Origin of the sequence: Variovorax sp. OK212 (assembly GCF_900112425.1) — a bacterium.
Lineage (GTDB): Bacteria > Pseudomonadota > Gammaproteobacteria > Burkholderiales > Burkholderiaceae_C > Variovorax.
Window position 1 is genome coordinate 221,766 of the sequence record NZ_FOLP01000008.1, and the last position, 16,982, is coordinate 238,747.

Below are 16,982 nucleotides of genomic sequence, written 5' to 3' on the forward strand. Positions count from 1 at the left end.
TGCGCCCCCCGACAGTGCGCGGGGCGCGGGTTTCCGCAAATGGAAGCTTCGCAACTTGTTGCTCCCATTTTTTTGGAAGACCCTGATGGCAGACGAAGCAAAGACACCCTCTCAACTCGCAGATGCCGCGCGAGGCATTGCCTCCGATGCGCAGGACGTGGCCGCCGACGCCGTCGACACGGGCAAGGCCTACGCGGAGAACGCCGTCAACCAGGCCGGCAAGAAGATCATCAGCTTCGAGGAGCGCGCCGCGCAGTGGCATGCGTCCTGCACGAAGCGGATCTCGGCCGATCCGGTGAAGTCGGTGCTGCTGGCCGCGGCGGGCGGCGCCTTGCTGGCCGGCCTGCTGCTGGCATTCGATCGCTCTGACCGGCCCGACTGGCTCTACCGCGGCTGGCACCGCTGAACCCCCGCCATGCGAAAGACCAGGCAATGACGGACCTGCTCAGCCCGAAGGAAAAGCTCGCGCTTTCCCGCGCCGCGCTGCTGGCCGCCATGGGCTACCGGACCGTCGAGAGCGAGACCGGCTCGCAGGTGGTGCGCCTTGCAAGGGAGCGAGGCCACAACGCGGTCGGGTCGGGCGCCGGCATGGAGGAACGGGTCGAGCGAAGCGTGCTGGGGCGCTGGTGGCGCCGAAGCCACCTGAGCACCATCGCCGAACTGGGCACGCCGTTCCTGCAGGACTACGCCTCCAGACACCCGAAAAAGCTCATGGCGTACGCGGCGGGCACGGGCTCGCTGATCGTGCTGGTGAAGCCGTGGCGCCTGCTGTCGGTCGGCATGGTTGTCGGCTTGCTCGTGCGCAGCACGAACCTGGCCGGTGTGCTGACCGATTTTCTGGTCCCGCAACTCGGCGACACCGAGGGGCCGAGGGACGACTTTCTGGACCGGCCGCCCGGATAGGGTGTTGAACCGCCCGCTCGGCCTTGCGCTGTGCCTTGCCGCCGCCATGGCTGCGGCGGCCTGGGCCGTGTTCACCGATGCCGTCGAGATTCCGGACCGCTGGAATCCGTGGGCGCCGCTCGACGTGCAGGCGCCGCCCGACTGGTTGACCGGCCACAAGCTGGCACGGGCCCGCCGGGAGCCCGCGCGTTGCCTGGCCGCGCTCGCGCAGGCGGGCATGCGGTACGACCTGCTGCCCGACCGCACCACGGACACGGGCTGCGGCCTCGAGAACGCCGTGAGGTTGCGGTCTGCCGGCGTTCGCCTGAGCCCGGCGGCGCCGTCGCTGAGTTGCCCGATGGCGCTGTCGTTCTTCATGTGGGAACGGCATGCGCTGCAGCCGGCCGCCAGCCAGCGCTTCGGTCAGCCCGTGGCCGCCGTCGAGCACCTCGGCAGCCATGCCTGCCGCAACGTGAACCGCGGCGAGGGCGCCACGCCCGGCGCGGCGCGCAGCCGCCATGCAACGGCCGATGCTTTCGACGTGGCCGGCCTGACGCTGGCCGATGGCCGTCGCATCACGGTGGCACGCGATTGGCCGCATGCCGGTGCTGCGGACACGGACGATGCGGCCGCCTTGCTGTTGCGCGACGCGCACGCCGGCGCGTGCCGCTATTTCGATGGCGTGCTGGGCCCCGACTACAACGCCGTGCACCGTGATCATTTCCACCTGGAGACCGGCGGCTACAGCATGTGCCGTTAGCCAGCGCCCGGGCCACCCGTTTTCGCGCATGGCCGACCGGGGCCGCCGCATTCGTCCGACATGCGGTGTGCGTGGCGATGCGAATCTGTTTTCTTCCCCGGCCGTCGCTCTGCGTCGCTGCCTGCCTGCGCAATGGTCAGAACCCATCTTCTCGAAAGGATCCTCGATGACTTCCGACGTATTCGATCGCTGCATTGCCGCATGCAATGCGTGCGCCCAGGCTTGCGCGCATTGCGCCTCGTCCTGCCTGCGCGAGAAGGACGTGACGCCGATGGCCGCGTGCATCGCGCTCGACGCGGACTGCGAGGCCATGTGCCGGCTCGCGGCTTCGCTGATGGGCCGCCACAGCCCGCAGGCGCATGCGGTGTGCGCGCTGTGCGCCGACATGTGCAGCGCCTGCGCCGACGAATGCGGCAAGCATTCGCACGCGCATTGCCAGGCCTGCGCCACGGCCTGCAGGAACTGCGCGCAGGAATGCCGCGGCATGGCGGCGGCCACGGCCTGAGCACCGCTGGCCTTCGCCATGAAGCACGCCGATCGCCTCCCGCTGCGCCGGATCGCCGTGCACGTCGACGAGCCGCGGCCCGGCAAGTTCGAATGGGTGCTGAACGAGGCATCGCCACCTTCATCGGAGATGTGGACCCTGCTGCAGAAGTCGGCACGGCCTCTGGCCAGTTACCAGAAGGCGATGGCGCAGGGCCTGCTGGCGCTGCAGGCGCTCGTTGAAGACCTCGAGACGGGGCCACGGGCGTCCGAGAGCGACCTGGAGTCGGCGAACGATGAGCCGCCGGCCGACCGAAGAGGCAGGAAGGCGGCGGACCTGCCCGCATCGCAGCGGCGGCGCACCGCATTCGGCTTCGGCCTGATCGGTTGAGCGGCCACGTCCCACAAGCGCTGGGTCGAGCGGGCGTAGGCTGCGGCCTTGCGCGATGCATGGCACTCGCTCACAGCAACGCCCACGACGCGGAGGACATTCATGGCTGCAGGCAGGACACTCTGGAAAGGCGCAATCACTTTCGGGCTGGTGCACATCCCGGTCGGGTTGCACACCGCGAGCACCGAGCAGGGCGTCGATTTCGACTGGCTCGACAAGCGCAGCATGGACCCGGTGGGCTACAAGCGCATCAACAAGCGCACCGGCAGGGAGATCGACAAGGACAACATCGTCAAGGGCTTCGAGTACGAGGACGGCAAGTACGTCGTCATCTCCCCGGACGAAATCGAGGCCGCGTTTCCGCGCACCACGCAGACGATCGAGATCCAGCGCTTCATCGACGCCGACGAGATTCCCTTCGTCTACCTCGAGCGCCCCTACTACGTGGCGCCGATCAACAAGGGCCAGAAGGTCTACGCGCTGCTGCGTGAGGTGCTCATCAAGACCTCCAAGGTGGGGCTGGCCAAGGTGGTCATCGCCACGAAGCAGCACCTGGCGGTGCTGGTGCCCTCCGAGAAGGCACTGGTGCTGAACCTCATGCGCTGGGGCGACGAGGTGAAGTCGCTCGAGGGGCTCGACCTGCCCGCGGCCGGCGTGAAGGGCGCGCACATCACCGCGGCCGAGATGAAGATGGCCGAGCAGCTGGTGAAGGACATGTCGGGCCGGTGGGCGCCCGGCGACTTCAAGGACGAGTTCAAGCACGCCGTGATGAAGATCGTCGACAAGAAGGTGAAGGCGGGCGACACCGAGACCGTGATCGAGCCGGAGGAAGAAGCGCCGAGCGAGGGCGCGGAGGTCATCGACCTCACCGAGCTGCTCAAGCGCAGCCTGAAGGGCGGCGGAGCTGCGCGGGCCAGGAGCGAGGCCAGCGCGTCGAAACCGGCGGAGAAGAAGCGCGCACCGGGTCGCAAGACCGCGACCAGGACCGCGAAGAAAGCTGCGAAGGCGCCAGCCCAGGCGCGAAAGGCCGCCTGAGAGCGACCGGCCGGAGAGCTGAATGCGCCGCGCCCGGCCGCCACAGGATCGCGAGCTGCATCGCGACACGCCGGACGCGCACCAGAACGCCGCTGCTCCATGCCGACATCGGAGAGAAGCAGCTGGCGATCAGGCATTTCAGTGCCTTCCGGCGGCTGCAGGCCCTGCGCCCGGACGCTTGAAGTGTCCGTGCGCTGCGGCAGGGTGCGCCGCATGTTCGCTTCGCCTTGCCGGCGCCGTGGCTGTTCCTACAGAAGCTGTGTCGCCGTTCCCACAACGGGCGTAGGCTCCGAGTCCGACACATGGGTGATTCGTTCTGAAAGCAGAGGACACCATGACCAGCAAGCACACCCGCAAGCATCCAGACACCCGCGGCAACGAGGCCGTGCAGGACGCCATCGGCCCCCACGGCGACAACCCGCCCTCGCGCGGCAGGGTGGAGAGCGGTGGCACGCCCGACACCGCGCCGCTGAACTTCGACGACGACGAGATCTACTCGGGCCGCGGCAAGGTGCGCAGCGGCGGCACCTCGCAGGCCGAAGGCGGCGACAGCGGCTTGCCGGGCCCGCCCGGCGAACAGCTTTCGCCGACAAATTCGCCCAGCGATCCGGCCTTGCGGCGCGGCCGCTCCTGATGCGGCGGGCGCGGCCATGTTCCAGGACCGCGCCGATGCGGGGCGTCGCCTCGCTGAATTGCTGACGCACCACCGCGGCGCGCCGCGCACGGTCGTCCTCGCGTTGCCGCGCGGCGGGGTGCCCGTCGGCGTGGAGGTGGCGCGTGCGCTGAACCTGCCGCTCGACGTGCTGGTGGTGCGCAAGCTGGGCTTTCCGGGCCACGAGGAATACGCGGCCGGGGCCATCGCGGCAGGCGGCGTGCGCGTCACCGGCGAGCCTGGGGTGGACCTGTCGCGCACCTGCGACCGCGAGCAGCGGGAACTGGCGCGGCGCGAGCGGGCGTATCGCGGCGACAGGGCGCCGCTCGTGCTGCAGGGCATGACGGCGATCGTCGTCGACGATGGTCTGGCGACCGGGTTGTCGATGCGCGCCGCGATCATCGCTGCGCGGTCGCTCGGTGCCTCGACGGTGGTCGCTGCGGTGCCGGTAGGCAACGCGCCTGCATGCCACGCAATGAAGGAGCCCGTGGCCGCATCTGCCGTCGAGAACAGCGTGCGCTCTGCCATTGCCACGCATGCGGACGAGGTGGTCTGCATGCAGACGCCGCATCCCTTCCGTGCGGTCGGCGCGTGGTACCGCGTGTTCGATGCGCCGAGCGACGACGACGTGCGCGAGATGCTGGCGCCTTGGCGGGCTTTTTCTTCCAGCGCGTGATGCGACGTGCATGGCCTCAAGCGGCGCCATCGCCATCGCCGCCGCACACTTCATCCGAACTTCACACATGGCCCGCGGCCGGACATTAAAGTCCGGCCCCATGAATTTGTTTGCGACATCGAGTGTGAAACGCGTGCTGGCCATCGCCACTGGACTGGTGCTGGCGGCCGACGGGCTGGTCCTGATCGCCCTCGGCTACTTCAACCTCGGCGTGGTCCTGCCGGTGGCGATGGGGCTCGGGCTGTGCGCGCTCGGCCTCCGCTGGCGGCAGATGCAACGCTGGCTCAGCGTCACGCCCCGACGCGCATGGCTGTGGCGCGGATTCTGGTGGGCCGTGTGCTTCTGGCTGGCAACGCTGGCCGCCTTCTGGGTTTTCCTTGCAAGCAAGAAGCTGACGGATGTGCCGACAAACTCGCCGGCCGCCATCATCGTGCTCGGCTCGGGGTCGCCCGGCTCCACGCCGTCGCCCACGCTCATCGCGCGGCTGGACCTCGCGCTGCGCGATGCGGCGCGCCACCCGAAGGCCCTGGTGGTGGTGAGCGGCGGCATCAGCTTCAGAACCAGCAGCGAGGCCGAGGTGATGGCCGACTACCTGCAGCAGCACGGGCTGCCGGCCGGGCGCATCGTGAAGGAAGAGCGCAGCACCAGCACGGAAGAGAACCTGCTCTTCAGCCGCCGCGTGCTTGCCGCGGCGGGCGTGTCCAGCGATGCGCCCGTGCACATCGTGACGAGCGACTTCCACACGCTGCGCACGGGCCTGATCGCACGGCGTGCCGGCTACCCGGCGGCCACGGCCATCGGCGCGGACACGCCGCTCTACCTGCGCTACAACATCTGGCTGCGCGAGTACTTCGCCGTCATCAGCAGCTGGGCCCTGCGGGAGTACTAGCTAGGCCTGTCTTGCAGGCGCGGTCAGTTCGCCGTTCCACGCATTGAACAGGTAGCCATTCGTCGCGTCCTGCAACGCAGATTGCACCTCGATCAGCGTGTTCATCTCGTCCAGCACCTCGTCCAGGTCGTCGATGCCGATCTCGAACCTGGCGTTGCAGGCCGCCAGGCCGGCGACGTGTTCCGTGCCTTCGGCGATCTCGGCGGCTTCCACGGCCACATGCGCGGCGGTGGACAGGTGGACCCGAAGCGCCGGGCCGTCGTCCCAGCGGACGGTGAGCGCATCGGCGCCGGTCGTGACATCCAGGCCTTGCTCGGCCAGCCAGCGTGCGGCGTCATGCAGGTCCACGCTGGAGGCGCGCTGCTGGAAGAAGATCATGCATACGTCGGACATTTCCAGGCTCTCCTTTCGCTCGGCTGTTGCGGCGAGCGCGTTTCGACTTTGGTGCAATTGCATCGGAATCCGCAGGAATGAATTGCGCGGCAGACGGATTCACGCCGCGCAGCCGATCTCCCACAGTCGAGGCACCGAGACCGATTGCGGAGCCGACATGTTGCCATCACCTTTCTACGACGAAGTGCCCGCCGATCTCGGCGGCGACGAAGTGTGGGTCCGGGCCCAGGCCACCGGCGATGACGAAGCCGGCCCGCTCGCGGCAGGCAAGAGGCTGCTGCAGCGGCTGCTCTCGGTGCTTTGCGCAGGTTTGGGCGCTACTGCAGGTCCGGGTCGTTCCGCAATGCTTCGACAGCCATGTCGATGAACGCGCGCACCTTGTGCGTTGCGTGCCGCCCTTCGCGGTGAACCACGTGGATCGGCACCGCGGGCCGCTCGAAGTCCTCGAGCACCAGCGCGAGGGTGCCGTCCTTCACGGCCTGTGCAATCTGGTAGAGCGGCAGGCGCGTGATGCCGAAGCCCGCCGCGGCGGACTCGGCGGCCGCCTCGTTCATCGTGGTCGTGAGTCGGGGCTGCAGCCGAGTCGTCACGGGCTTGTTGCCGTCGCGAAAGCGCCATTCGGGCGTCGGCGTGATGCCGGTCGCGGCGATCACCACATGCTGCGACAGGTCCTCGGGCCGCTGCGGCGTGCCCTGCGCGCGCAGGTAACCCGGTGAAGCGCACAGCACCTGGCGTACACGCCCGACCCTGATCGCCTGCAGCGACGAGTCGGGCAGTTCGCCGATGCGAACCGCGACGTCGACGCCTTCGTCCACCAGGTTGACCATCCTGTCCATGAACCAGCAGTTGATGTCCACCTGGGGAAACCGCGCCAGGTAGCTGCGCGCGATCGGCGACACGTACATGCGGCCGAAGTTCACCGAGGAGGTCACGGTGAGCTGGCCCCGGGGCGCGGCGTGCGCGCCCGCGGCGGTGCTGTCGGCTTCCTCGATGTCCGCCAGGATGCGGCGGCAGTTGTCCGCGTAGGTCGTTCCCGCCTCGGTGACGCGCACGAAGCGCGTGGTGCGCGTGAGCAGGCGAACGCCCAGGCGTTCCTCGAGTTCGCCGACGGCGCGCGTGACGACCGAGGGCGACACGTTCAAACGGCGCGCGGCGGAGGCGAAGCCGCCGGTTTCCACCACCGCCAGGAACGCCGCCATGGCCTGTATCCGATCCATCGCTGTGCCTTGTGCCCGGTGGTTTATTGACGATTCGAGAAGGGTGACTTGCAGCCCGCAGGGATTCTAGAGGCGCGCGATAAGAAGGACCATCGGTTCCACGGACGGTGCTCCGCCTGTTCGACACCTCACACAAGGAACCTGCCATGAAGCTCTACTACCACCCCCTCTCCGGCCATTCGCATCGCGCACGCCTCTTCCTGAACCTGGTCGGCGCGCAGCACGAGCTGGTCGAAGTCGACCTGATGGCCGGCGCGCACAAGCAGCCCGAGTTCCTCGCGCTGAACCCCTTCGGCCAGGTGCCGGTGCTCGACGACAACGGCACCGTCGTGACCGATTCGAACGCCATCCTGGTCTACGTCGCCAAGAAGCTGAAGCTCACCGACTGGCTGCCCGACGACCCCGTCGCGTCGGCGGCGGTGCAGAAGTGGTTGAGCGTGGCCGCGGGGCAGATCGCCTACGGACCGGCCGCCGCACGGCTCATCACGGTGTTCGGCGCGGGCTTCAAGCCCGAGGAAGTCATCACCCGTGCACACGCGGTGCTCGCGGTGATCGAGGCGCAACTGTCCGGCGGCAGCTTCATCGTTGCCGCGTCGCCCACCGTGGCGGACGTGGCGCTGTACAGCTACATCGCCCGCGCGCCCGAAGGCAACGTCGACCTGCAGGCCTACCCGAACGTGCGGGCCTGGCTCGCGCGCATCGAGGCGCTGCCGGGCTTCGTCGAGTTCCGCAAGACACCGGTGGGCCTGGCGGCCTGATTTCCCGATGACCTGACAAACCCTGCGCACGGCACTTCCATGAACACCCAACCCCAGACCACCGCCGAATCGCCCTGGCACGCCGGCGAACTCGCCCTGCAGGAGAGCATCGGCGTGGTCCGGCTCATGGACCGGCCGGGCCGGCTGTACGTCAGGAACTTCCTGCTCGACCAGCACCGCGGCTTCTACCCGCTGCTGCACTTCGTGGTGCTCGGCGCGGTCGATCCGCAGGGTGACGCATGGGCCACGGTGCGCGCGGGCGAGCCGGGCTTCCTGCAGTCGCCCGACCCCGCGACGCTGCGCATCGGCGCGCGGCGCGACCCGGGCGACCCGGCGGAGCGCGGCATGGAAGCGGGCGACGCGATCGGCCTGCTCGGCATCGACCTGATGACGCGCCGGCGCAACCGGATGAACGGGAACCTCAGGCGCAGCGATGGCAACGCGTTCGACATCACGGTCACGCAGAGCTTCGGCAACTGCCCGCGCTACATCCAGAACCGCAACTTCAGTTTCGCGCGCGATCCGGCGGTGCTGTCCGAACGCCCCGCGGTCGAGCTCGGCGCCCTCGACGCGCGCGCACGCGAGATGATCGCGCGCGCCGACACCTTCTACGTCGCCTCCTACGTGGACCGCGAAGACGGCACCCGCCAGGTCGACGTGTCCCATCGCGGCGGCAAGCCCGGCTTCGTGCGCATCGGCGACGACGGCGTGCTCACCATTCCCGACTTCTCGGGGAACCTGTTCTTCATGACGCTGGGGAATTTTCATCTCAACCCGAAGGCAGGCCTGCTGTTCATCGATTCGGAAACCGGCGACATGCTGCAGATGACCGGCGAGGCGACGGTCGTGCTCGATTCGCCGGAGATCGCCGCGTTCGAAGGCGCCGAGCGGCTGTGGACCTTCACGCCGCGCCGCGTGGTGCACCGCCCCGAAGGCCTGCCGCTGCGCTGGCGCATGGAGCCCGAGGGCTGGTCGCCGAACCTGCTCATGACCGGCAGCTGGGCCGACGCCGACCAGCGACTGGCCGCGATGGCGCTGGCCCAGCGCTGGCGGCCGTTCCGGGTGACGCGCACGGTGGACGAAAGCGCGTCCGTCCGTTCGCTCTACCTGGCGCCGGCGGACGGCGTGGCCATGGTGCCGCCGCTGGCCGGCCAGCACCTGCCGGTGCGCATCGCGCTGCCGGACGGCGGCGAGGCATTGACCCGCACCTACACGCTGTCGCTGGCGCCGTCGGACGGCCAGTACCGCATCAGCGTCAAGAAAGAGGGCAAGGCCTCGCGCCGACTGCATGCGCTTGGCGCCGAAGACATCCTCGAAGTGAAGGCGCCGGCTGGCGGTTTCACGGTGGACGCCGCGCAGCGCCGGCCGGTCGTGCTGCTCGCCGCCGGCATCGGGATCACGCCCATGCTCGCGATGCTGCGCCACCTCGTGCACGAGGGAAAGCGCACGCGAACCCTGCGGCCGACCTGGCTGTTCCACTCGGCGCGCACGCGCGAGGAGCGTCCGTTCGACGACGAGATCGCCGCGCTGGTCGAGGCGGGCAAGGGCGGCGTGCGCTGGGTTCGCACGCTCAGCCAACCCGGCAGCGCCGTGGTCGGCCGCGACTATGACAAGGAAGGCCGCATCGACATCGAACTGCTGAAGGCGACGCTGCCGTTCGGTGACTACGACTTCTACCTGTGCGGTCCGTCGGCCTTCATGCAGGCGACCTACGACGGCCTGCGCGAGCTGAACGTGGCCGACGATCGCATCCATGCCGAGGCCTTCGGGCCGTCGTCGTTGAAGCGTTCGGCCGGTGGCGATGAAGCACCGGCGATGCCGCCGCCGGCCACCGAATCGGTTCGCATCGTCTTCGCGGAATCGGGGAAGGAAGGGCGCTGGAACCCGGGCGACGGTTCGTTGCTCGACGTGGCGGAGGCGCGCGGGCTTTCTCCCTCGTTCGGTTGCCGCGGCGGGAGCTGCGGCACCTGCAAGACGCGCGTGCTCGAAGGCGAGGTGACCTATGCGGAGAAGCCGTCGTTTCCGGTGGCCGCGGGCGAGGCGCTGGTCTGCTGCGCGGTGCCGTCGCAAGCCATGCAGGCATCGAAGGGCGCGCTGCAGCTGGCCCTGTAGCGCGGCGCCATGCCGCGCGCGTGGAGGCCTGTCATCGCCACCTGGCTACCCGGCGGCGGCGCTCCATTCGTTCGCGATGTCGTCGATGCGGTGCTGCCCCAGCGCCGGTGCGGGCGCGCGGATGCTGCCCGGCGTTCGCGAGAAGCCGGTCGGTATGCCCAGCATCTGCAGCGCGCCTTCGGTCGGGTGCGCGTGCGCTTGCACGAGCCCGCTTTCCCGCAGGTGCGGGTCGGCCATCACGGCCTCCATCGACAGCACTTCGGAGTGCGGGATGTCGGCGTCCGCCAGCAAGGCCAGCCATTGCGCGGTCGTGCGTTGCAGCACCAGGTCGGCCAGCATGCCGTACAGCGCGTGGATGTTGCGGCTGCGTTGCGCCGGCTCCATGTACTGCGGGTCTTCGGCCACCTCCGGCCGGCCCGCGAGGCGGAAGAAGCGCTGCCACTGCGCGGTGGTGTAGGGCAGCAGCGCGATGAAGCCGTCCTGCGTCCGGTAGGGGCGGCGCGCGCTGGAAAGCAGGCGCTCGTAGCCCATCGGGCCTTCGGGCGGCGCGAAGGTGTGGCCCGCGAGGTGCTCGACCATGGTGAAGGCGGCCAGCGTCTCGAACATCGGCACCTCGATGGCCTGGCCCAGGCCCGAGCGCTCGCGCTCGTACAGCGCCATCGCCACCGCGTAGGCCACGGTGAGGCCGGCGGTCTTGTCGGCCAGGATGGTGTTCACGTACGCCGGGTGGCCCGTCTGCGGGTTGGCCTGCACGGCCGCGAGGCCGCTCATGGCCTGGATGATGTCGTCGAACGCCGGCCGGCCCGCATAGCGCCCCTTCTCCGAGAAGCCGACCGCCGCGCAATAGATGAGCCGCGGGTTCAGCGCGCGCAGCGCGGCGTCGTCCAGGCCCAGGCGGGCCATCGACTTCGGCCGCACGTTCGACACGAACACGTCGGCATGGCGCACCAGCTCGCGCAGCTGCGCGGCGTCGGGCGCCGACTTCAGGTCGAGCACCACGCTGCGCTTGTTGCGGTTGAGGTTCAGGAAGGGCGCGCCCATGCCCGCGTGCCGGGCCGGTGCCACATGGCGGAACACGTCGCCGTCTTTCGATTCGATCTTGATCACGTCGGCGCCCATGTCGCCCATGATCTGCGTCGCGTAGGGGCCCATCGCGACGGAGGTCAGGTCGATCACACGCACGCCGTGCAGCGGGCCGTTCATCGCGCGGCCTCTTTCGCGTCTTTCTCTTCGATAGGGGCCGAGAGCACGCGCACCGCGTGCGCCACGCCCGGCCCGTAGGCGATGCCGCTCGCGCTCATGGCGGCCTCCACGCCCGCCAGGCAGCCCAGCACCATCGGCGCGTTGAGGTCGCCCAGGTGGCCGATGCGGAAGATCCTGCCCGCGAGGCTGCCCAGCCCGCCCGCAATGCCGACCTGGAAGCGCTCGCGCGCCAGCGTGCGCAGCGCCTCCGGGTCGATGCCCGGGCGCACCGCGATGGTGGTGACCGACACCGAGCGCGACGCCGGGTTGCGCACGTGGAAGGCCAGGTCGCCGCGCTCGCTCCAGCCTTCCACCGCCGCCTGCACCGCGCCGGCCAGCAGGCGATGCCGCGCGATGACCTGCGCCAGCCCTTCCTCGAAGACCAGGCCCAGCGCCGCGTCGAGTCCCATCAGCAGGCTCTGCGGCGGCGTGCCGCAGAACTTGCGGTAGCTCAGCTCGCTCTTGCGGCGCAGCCAGTCCCAGTAGACGCGCGGCGCCTTGTTGTTTTCGGCGACGCGCATGGCCTTGCCGTTGACCGCCACGAAGCACAGGCCCGGCGGCACCATCAGCGCCTTCTGCGACGCGCCGATGGCCACGTCCACGCGCAGCGCATCCATGTCGAACGGCGCGGCGGCCAGCGAAGCCACCACGTCGACCACCAGCAGCGCGGGGTGCGAAGCGGCATCGATCGCGTCGCGAAACGCCTGCATGTCGCTGGTCACGCCGCTGCCGGTGTCGGTGTGCACCACGAACACCGCGGCGATCTCGCGCGCGGTGTCGGCGCGCAGCAGCTGCTCGACCGCGCCGGGGTCGGCCGCGTGGCCGTCTTCGCATGCGGTGCGTTGCACGCGCACGCCCAGCCCTTCGGCATGCGCGGCCCAGGCTTCCGAGAAGGTGCCGCTGCCCGCCACCACCGCGCAGCCGCCCGGTGCCACGAGGTTGCAGACCGTGGCCTCCCACGCCCCATGGCCGTTCGCCGCATACAGGAAGACGTCGGACTCGCGCGTGCCGAACACGCGCCGCAGGCCGTCTTCGCAACGCGCGATGAGCGTGTCCAGCGCGGGGTCGCCGAGCTCCAGCGGCTGGGTGCCCATGGCGTTCACGACCTGCGCCGGCAGCCGCGTGGGGCCGGGGGCATGAAGGAAGGGCGTGCCCGGGATGCGGGGTGAGGAAGAAGGGTTCAAGGCAATCGTCCTGGAAAGGTCGCGGCAGCGCGCCGCGGAAAAAGAAGAACTTCACGCCAATCTGTGCACGAAGCTTGCTTAAATAAATCGTATAGCAATTTTCATGTATCGCTTAAAGATACTTATTGAGGATGATGCACCACGATGAGGCTTTCTGATGACGGGTTTGTACCGATGAGGTTCGGATTGCCCCGTTGCGGCAAACATGGGAATATATCTACATGCAATATTTAAAGATCGCAATGCAATACTTAATGAATGAGGTGCACGCATGAGTGCGTTCACGCCGAACGAATATGACGCGCTCGACGGCGTCGAGATGGCCCGGTTGCTGGCCGAAGGCGAAACCAGCTCGCAGGGCCTGATGGCCTGCGCCACCGACGCCGCGCGCCGCCACGCCGACCTGAACGCGCTGACCTACGAGCGCTTCGACGAATCGCTGGCGCTGGCGCGCGACTGGCAGCCGCGCGGCGTGTTCGGCGGCATTCCGTTTTTGCTGAAGGACTCGGGGCTCGCGTCCACGCGCTTTCCGTCGAGCATCGGTTCGCGCCTGCTCGACGACACCACCTACACGGTGAACGCCACGCTGACCGAGCGCTTCGAAAAGGCCGGCCTGATCTCCTTCGCGCGCTCCACCGTGTCCGAGCTCTGCATGGGCCCGTCGACCGAGGCCGTGCGCAACGGCGGCGCCACCTTCAACCCCTGGGACCGCAGCCGCTCGGTCGGCGGCTCCAGCGGCGGTGCGGCGGTGGCCGTGGCCGCGGGCATCGTGCCGGTTGCGCACGGCAGCGACGGCGGCGGCTCCATCCGCCTGCCCGCCGCCTGCTGCGGCGTGTACGGCCTGAAGCCGTCGCGCGGCCGCGTGCCCATGGGCCCGTTCCGCAACGAAGGTTGGGGCGGCATGGCGGTGGACGGTGTACTCACGCGCACCGTGCGCGACACCGCCGCCGCCATGGACGCCATCAGCGGCTACGAGCCGGGCGCACCGTACGGCGCGCCGCCCAAGGCCGGCAGCTACCTCGAACTGATCGGCCGCGCGCCCGAGCGTGCGCTGCGCATCGGCGTGTGGCGCCATGCGTGGAACGGCATTGCCATCGCGCCCGAATGCCAGGCCGCCGTGGAGCGCACCGTGGCGCTGTGCCGCGACATGGGCCACGAGATCGTCGAGGTGCCGCTGCCCGACATCGACTACGAAGCGTTCGTGCGCGCGCACGGGTCCGTGCTGGCGTCGAACATCGTGCTGGCGGTCGACACGCGCGTGAAGCTGCGGGGCAGGGCGCTGGCGGCCGACGACATCGAGGAGGTCATTCGCGACGGCTATGCGGTCGGCAAGGGCATTGCCGCCACGCAGTACGTGGAAGCCATCCAGCGCTTTCATGCCATCGGCCGCGCCTTCGAGGCGGCCATGCGCGGCTGCGACATCGTGATCAGCACCACGCTCACGCAGCTGCCCGTGAAGCTCGGCGAGCTCGCGCTCACCGGCGGCTTCTGGGACTTTCGCAGCAAGGTGTCGCGCTACGCCACCTTCCTGGCCGTGATCAATGCCTCGGGCCAGCCGGCGGCGACACTGCCGATGAACCGCACCGCCGAGGGCGTGCCCATCGGCACGCAGCTCATCGGGCACTTCGGCCGCGAAGACCAGGTGCTTGCGCTGTCCGCCCAGCTGGAACGCGCGGCGCCCTGGGCGTCGGTGCGCCCGGCCGCGCGCGGCTGAACCACTCATCCCTCGATTCATTCACCTCCGCCCCCTCAAGGATCCACATGAAGAAGAACCTGTTCCTCGCCGCGATCGCCCTGTGCGCGGCCATGGCCCTGCCGGCCGTGCCGTCCTTCGCCAAGGACGCCAAGGACGCCAAGGACGACGTGACCGTGAAGGTCGTCATGCATGCGCCGCTGCGCGTGCTCGACCCCATCTTCACCAACGCCTACATCACCCGCAACCACGGCTACCTGGTGTTCGACACGCTGTTCTCGCTCGACAGCGAAGGCAAGCCGCAGCCGCAGATGGTCAACACCTTCAAGCTGTCGCCCGACAAGCTCACCTACACCTTCACGCTGCGCCCCGGCCTCAAGTTCCATGACGGCTCGCCCGTCACGTCGGACGACGTGATCGCCTCGCTGCAGCGCTGGGCCGCGCGCGACGCCCTGGGCACGCGCCTGATGGCCGTCACCGAGAAGATGGCCGCGGTCGACGCCAACACCTTCACGCTGCAGCTGAAGAAGCCGTACGGCCTGGTGCTGGACTCGCTCGCCAAGCCCGGCTCGCCGGTGCCTTTCATCATGCCCAAGCGCCTGGCCGCGACCTCGCCCAACGAAGCCATCACCGAGATGGTCGGCTCCGGCCCCTACAAGTTCGTGCAGGCCGACTTCCAGCCGGGCGTGAAGGCCACCTACCTGAAGTTTGCCGACTACGTGCCGCGCAGCGAGCCGGCCAGCAACTTCGCGGGCGGCAAGGTGGTGAACATCGACCGCCTCGAGGTGGTCAACATCGCCGACGGCCAGACCGCGGTGAACGCCATGCGCAACGGCGAGATCGACTTCATCGAGAACGTCGCGCCCGACCTGCTGTCGCAGTTCGACGGCGTGAAGGGCGTCAGCACCGCGCCCAAGAGCCGCGAGACCAACATGTACACGCTGCGCATGAACTGGATGCAGCCCCCGTTCGACAACGTGAAGGTGCGCCGCGCCGCCATGGCCGCGCTCTACCAGCTCGACTACCTCGACGCCTCCATCGGCGACCCCAAGCGCTACCGCGTGTGCGGCGCGGTGCTCACCTGCTCCTCGCCCTACAAGTCGGAAGAGGGCGCCACGCAGATCCACAAGCCCGACCTGGTCAAGGCCAAGCAGATGCTCAAGGAAAGCGGCTACAAGGGCGAGAAGGTGGTGGTGCTGCACTCGACCGACGTGCGCAGCCTGGTCAACATCGCGCCCATCACCGCGCAGGCGCTGCGCAGCATCGGCATGAACGTCGACATGCAGGCCATGGACTTCACCACGCTGCTGGCGCGCCGCACCAAGAAGGACCCGGTCGACAAGGGCGGCTGGAGCATCTTCCAGTCGAGCATCGTCGTGCTCGACCTGATCAACCCGGTGGTCAACCCCAACCTGGACGGCCGCGGCGAAGTGGGCTACCCCGGCTGGACCAAGGACGACACCATGGAAGGCCTGCGCGACCAGTTCGCCAGCGAGCCCGACGCCGCCAAGCGCGCGCAGATCGCGCAGGCGATCCAGAAGCGCGCGTACGAGCAGGTGTTCTACGTGCCGCTGGGCGAAGTCATCGAGTACAAGGCCTTCGACGCGAAGATGGGCAAGCTCGTGGACGCGCAGTTGCCCCTGTTCTGGTCGAGCAAGTGACGTGCTGAGCCTCGTCTTCAAGCGCCTGCTCGCCGCCGTGCCGGTGGTGCTGATCGTGGCCACGGTGGTGTTCCTGCTGCTGCGCATGGCGCCCGGCGACCCGGCCCGGGTCATTGCCGGCGACATGGCCAGCGAGGAAACCATCGCGCAGATCCGCGCCAACCTCGGCCTCGACCGGCCGCTGCCCACGCAGTACGCGCTGGCCATGGGCGCCCTGGCCAAGGGCGACCTGGGCACCTCGATCGTGTCGAAGCAGCCGGTGTCCGCGCTCATCGGCGCGCGCATCGGCCCCACGGCCGCGCTCGCGCTCACCTCGCTGCTGCTCACCGTGCTGCTGGCCATTCCGCTGGGCGTGCTGTCGGCGTGGTGGCACCGCCGCGCGTTCGACCGCGTCACCATGGCGCTGACCGTGCTCGCGTTTTCGGTGCCCGCCTTCGTGGTGGGCTACGTGCTGATCCTGGTGTTCTCCGTCACGCTCAACTGGTTTCCGGTGCAGGGCTATGCGCCGCTGGCCGACGGCGTGGGCGGCTTCCTGTACCGGCTGGTGCTGCCCAGCCTCACGCTGGCCACGGTGTTCGTCGCGCTCATCACGCGCATCACGCGCGCCAGCATGCTCGACGTGCTGGGCGAAGACTTCGTGCGCACCGCGCGCGCCAAGGGCGCGCCCGAGCGCTACGTGCTGTTCCGCCATGCGCTGCGCAACGCGGCGGCGCCCATCGTCACGGTGGTCGGCGTGGCCGTCACCACGCTCATCAGCGGCGTGGTGGTCACCGAGACCATCTTCAACATTCCCGGCGTGGGCAGCCTCATCGTCGACGCCGTGCTCGCGCGGGACTACCCGGTGGTGCAGGGAACGATCCTGTTCTTCTCCTTCATCTACGTGTTCGTGAACCTTGCCATCGACCTGATCTATGTGCTGCTCGATCCCCGCATCCGCTACTGACACGGAACGAC

The 16,982-nt window shown here is 69.0% G+C and carries 18 protein-coding genes; 14 read left to right on the top strand and 4 right to left on the bottom strand.

Translation table 11 applies throughout. The features are described from left to right. Window positions 1–85 precede the first annotated feature (85 nt). From BM004_RS23485 to BM004_RS23525, 9 genes are all read left to right on the top strand, one after another. A complete protein-coding gene (locus BM004_RS23485; protein WP_093217255.1) occupies window positions 86–406 on the top strand; it encodes a hypothetical protein in 321 nt (106 codons plus the stop codon). Window positions 407–432: 26 nt separating this feature from the next. Then, window positions 433–903 (top strand): hypothetical protein, encoded by a 471-nt coding sequence (locus tag BM004_RS23490; protein ID WP_093217258.1) that lies wholly within the window; start codon window positions 433–435, stop codon window positions 901–903. Between the two features lie 4 nt (window positions 904–907). Then, window positions 908–1,642, top strand: coding sequence for an extensin-like domain-containing protein (locus BM004_RS23495; RefSeq protein ID WP_256220012.1), 735 nt, complete (start codon window positions 908–910; stop codon window positions 1,640–1,642). Window positions 1,643–1,808: 166 nt separating this feature from the next. Beyond that, complete coding sequence (locus tag BM004_RS23500) at window positions 1,809–2,147, top strand: four-helix bundle copper-binding protein (protein WP_093217261.1); 339 nt, start codon at window positions 1,809–1,811, stop codon at window positions 2,145–2,147. A gap of 18 nt (window positions 2,148–2,165) precedes the next feature. Beyond that, window positions 2,166–2,516, top strand: a complete 351-nt coding sequence (locus tag BM004_RS23505) for a hypothetical protein (RefSeq protein ID WP_093217263.1) — start codon at window positions 2,166–2,168, stop codon at window positions 2,514–2,516. 102 nt (window positions 2,517–2,618) lie between these two features. Beyond that, window positions 2,619–3,551: a non-homologous end joining protein Ku gene (locus BM004_RS23510; protein WP_093217265.1), complete on the top strand. Its 933-nt coding sequence runs from the start codon at window positions 2,619–2,621 to the stop codon at window positions 3,549–3,551. 334 nt (window positions 3,552–3,885) lie between these two features. Next, window positions 3,886–4,185, top strand: a complete 300-nt coding sequence (locus tag BM004_RS23515; RefSeq protein ID WP_093217268.1) for a hypothetical protein — start codon at window positions 3,886–3,888, stop codon at window positions 4,183–4,185. A 16-nt stretch (window positions 4,186–4,201) separates the two neighbouring features. After that, window positions 4,202–4,879, top strand: a complete 678-nt coding sequence (locus BM004_RS23520; protein ID WP_093217270.1) for a phosphoribosyltransferase — start codon at window positions 4,202–4,204, stop codon at window positions 4,877–4,879. A gap of 100 nt (window positions 4,880–4,979) precedes the next feature. Continuing rightward, on the top strand, window positions 4,980–5,768 hold the full coding sequence (locus BM004_RS23525) for a YdcF family protein (protein WP_093217273.1): 789 nt from the start codon (window positions 4,980–4,982) through the stop codon (window positions 5,766–5,768). Here the strand turns inward: BM004_RS23525 and BM004_RS23530 are convergent, their stop codons facing one another. Together BM004_RS23530 and BM004_RS23535 are read right to left on the bottom strand one after the other, a co-directional pair. After that, window positions 5,769–6,161, bottom strand: a complete 393-nt coding sequence (locus BM004_RS23530) for a hypothetical protein (protein WP_093217275.1) — start codon at window positions 6,159–6,161, stop codon at window positions 5,769–5,771. 317 nt (window positions 6,162–6,478) lie between these two features. Beyond that, window positions 6,479–7,378 carry a LysR family transcriptional regulator gene (locus BM004_RS23535; RefSeq protein WP_093217278.1) on the bottom strand — a complete coding sequence of 300 codons (900 nt, stop codon included), beginning with the start codon at window positions 7,376–7,378 and terminating at the stop codon, window positions 6,479–6,481. 146 nt (window positions 7,379–7,524) lie between these two features. Here BM004_RS23535 and BM004_RS23540 point away from each other — a divergent pair, with 146 nt between their 5' ends. Together BM004_RS23540 and BM004_RS23545 are read left to right on the top strand one after the other, a co-directional pair. Beyond that, window positions 7,525–8,136, top strand: coding sequence for a glutathione S-transferase family protein (locus BM004_RS23540; protein ID WP_093217280.1), 612 nt, complete (start codon window positions 7,525–7,527; stop codon window positions 8,134–8,136). Between the two features lie 39 nt (window positions 8,137–8,175). Beyond that, window positions 8,176–10,248, top strand: coding sequence for a 2Fe-2S iron-sulfur cluster-binding protein (locus tag BM004_RS23545; protein ID WP_093217283.1), 2,073 nt, complete (start codon window positions 8,176–8,178; stop codon window positions 10,246–10,248). Between the two features lie 45 nt (window positions 10,249–10,293). Here BM004_RS23545 and BM004_RS23550 read toward each other — a convergent pair whose 3' ends face one another. Together BM004_RS23550 and BM004_RS23555 are read right to left on the bottom strand one after the other, a co-directional pair. After that, window positions 10,294–11,451, bottom strand: a complete 1,158-nt coding sequence (locus tag BM004_RS23550) for a CaiB/BaiF CoA transferase family protein (RefSeq protein WP_093217285.1) — start codon at window positions 11,449–11,451, stop codon at window positions 10,294–10,296. Further along, the gene (locus BM004_RS23555; protein ID WP_177206583.1) at window positions 11,448–12,674 is read right to left on the bottom strand and encodes a pyridoxal-phosphate-dependent aminotransferase family protein; all 1,227 of its coding nucleotides are present in this window, start codon (window positions 12,672–12,674) and stop codon (window positions 11,448–11,450) included. The genes BM004_RS23550 and BM004_RS23555 overlap by 4 nt, the downstream gene beginning before the upstream one ends. Before the next feature lie 271 nt (window positions 12,675–12,945). Here BM004_RS23555 and BM004_RS23560 point away from each other — a divergent pair, with 271 nt between their 5' ends. The 3 genes from BM004_RS23560 to BM004_RS23570 are packed head-to-tail and all read left to right on the top strand — an operon-like array spanning window position 12,946 to window position 16,971. Further along, window positions 12,946–14,388, top strand: coding sequence for an amidase (locus tag BM004_RS23560; RefSeq protein WP_093217290.1), 1,443 nt, complete (start codon window positions 12,946–12,948; stop codon window positions 14,386–14,388). Window positions 14,389–14,435: 47 nt separating this feature from the next. After that, window positions 14,436–16,028 (top strand): ABC transporter substrate-binding protein, encoded by a 1,593-nt coding sequence (locus BM004_RS23565; RefSeq protein ID WP_093217293.1) that lies wholly within the window; start codon window positions 14,436–14,438, stop codon window positions 16,026–16,028. A 1-nt stretch (window position 16,029) separates the two neighbouring features. Continuing rightward, window positions 16,030–16,971: an ABC transporter permease gene (locus BM004_RS23570; protein WP_177206584.1), complete on the top strand. Its 942-nt coding sequence runs from the start codon at window positions 16,030–16,032 to the stop codon at window positions 16,969–16,971. The last annotated feature ends 11 nt before the right edge of the window (window positions 16,972–16,982 follow it).

Coding starts and splice junctions, on each gene's coding strand:
- BM004_RS23485 (WP_093217255.1), top strand. CDS start 86: ATGGCAGACGAAGCAAAGACACCCTCTCAACTCGCAGATGCCGCGCGA.
- BM004_RS23490 (WP_093217258.1), top strand. CDS start 433: ATGACGGACCTGCTCAGCCCGAAGGAAAAGCTCGCGCTTTCCCGCGCC.
- BM004_RS23500 (WP_093217261.1), top strand. CDS start 1,809: ATGACTTCCGACGTATTCGATCGCTGCATTGCCGCATGCAATGCGTGC.
- BM004_RS23505 (WP_093217263.1), top strand. CDS start 2,166: ATGAAGCACGCCGATCGCCTCCCGCTGCGCCGGATCGCCGTGCACGTC.
- BM004_RS23510 (WP_093217265.1), top strand. CDS start 2,619: ATGGCTGCAGGCAGGACACTCTGGAAAGGCGCAATCACTTTCGGGCTG.
- BM004_RS23515 (WP_093217268.1), top strand. CDS start 3,886: ATGACCAGCAAGCACACCCGCAAGCATCCAGACACCCGCGGCAACGAG.
- BM004_RS23520 (WP_093217270.1), top strand. CDS start 4,202: ATGTTCCAGGACCGCGCCGATGCGGGGCGTCGCCTCGCTGAATTGCTG.
- BM004_RS23525 (WP_093217273.1), top strand. CDS start 4,980: ATGAATTTGTTTGCGACATCGAGTGTGAAACGCGTGCTGGCCATCGCC.
- BM004_RS23530 (WP_093217275.1), bottom strand. CDS start 6,161: ATGTCCGACGTATGCATGATCTTCTTCCAGCAGCGCGCCTCCAGCGTG.
- BM004_RS23535 (WP_093217278.1), bottom strand. CDS start 7,378: ATGGATCGGATACAGGCCATGGCGGCGTTCCTGGCGGTGGTGGAAACC.
- BM004_RS23540 (WP_093217280.1), top strand. CDS start 7,525: ATGAAGCTCTACTACCACCCCCTCTCCGGCCATTCGCATCGCGCACGC.
- BM004_RS23545 (WP_093217283.1), top strand. CDS start 8,176: ATGAACACCCAACCCCAGACCACCGCCGAATCGCCCTGGCACGCCGGC.
- BM004_RS23550 (WP_093217285.1), bottom strand. CDS start 11,451: ATGAACGGCCCGCTGCACGGCGTGCGTGTGATCGACCTGACCTCCGTC.
- BM004_RS23560 (WP_093217290.1), top strand. CDS start 12,946: ATGAGTGCGTTCACGCCGAACGAATATGACGCGCTCGACGGCGTCGAG.
- BM004_RS23565 (WP_093217293.1), top strand. CDS start 14,436: ATGAAGAAGAACCTGTTCCTCGCCGCGATCGCCCTGTGCGCGGCCATG.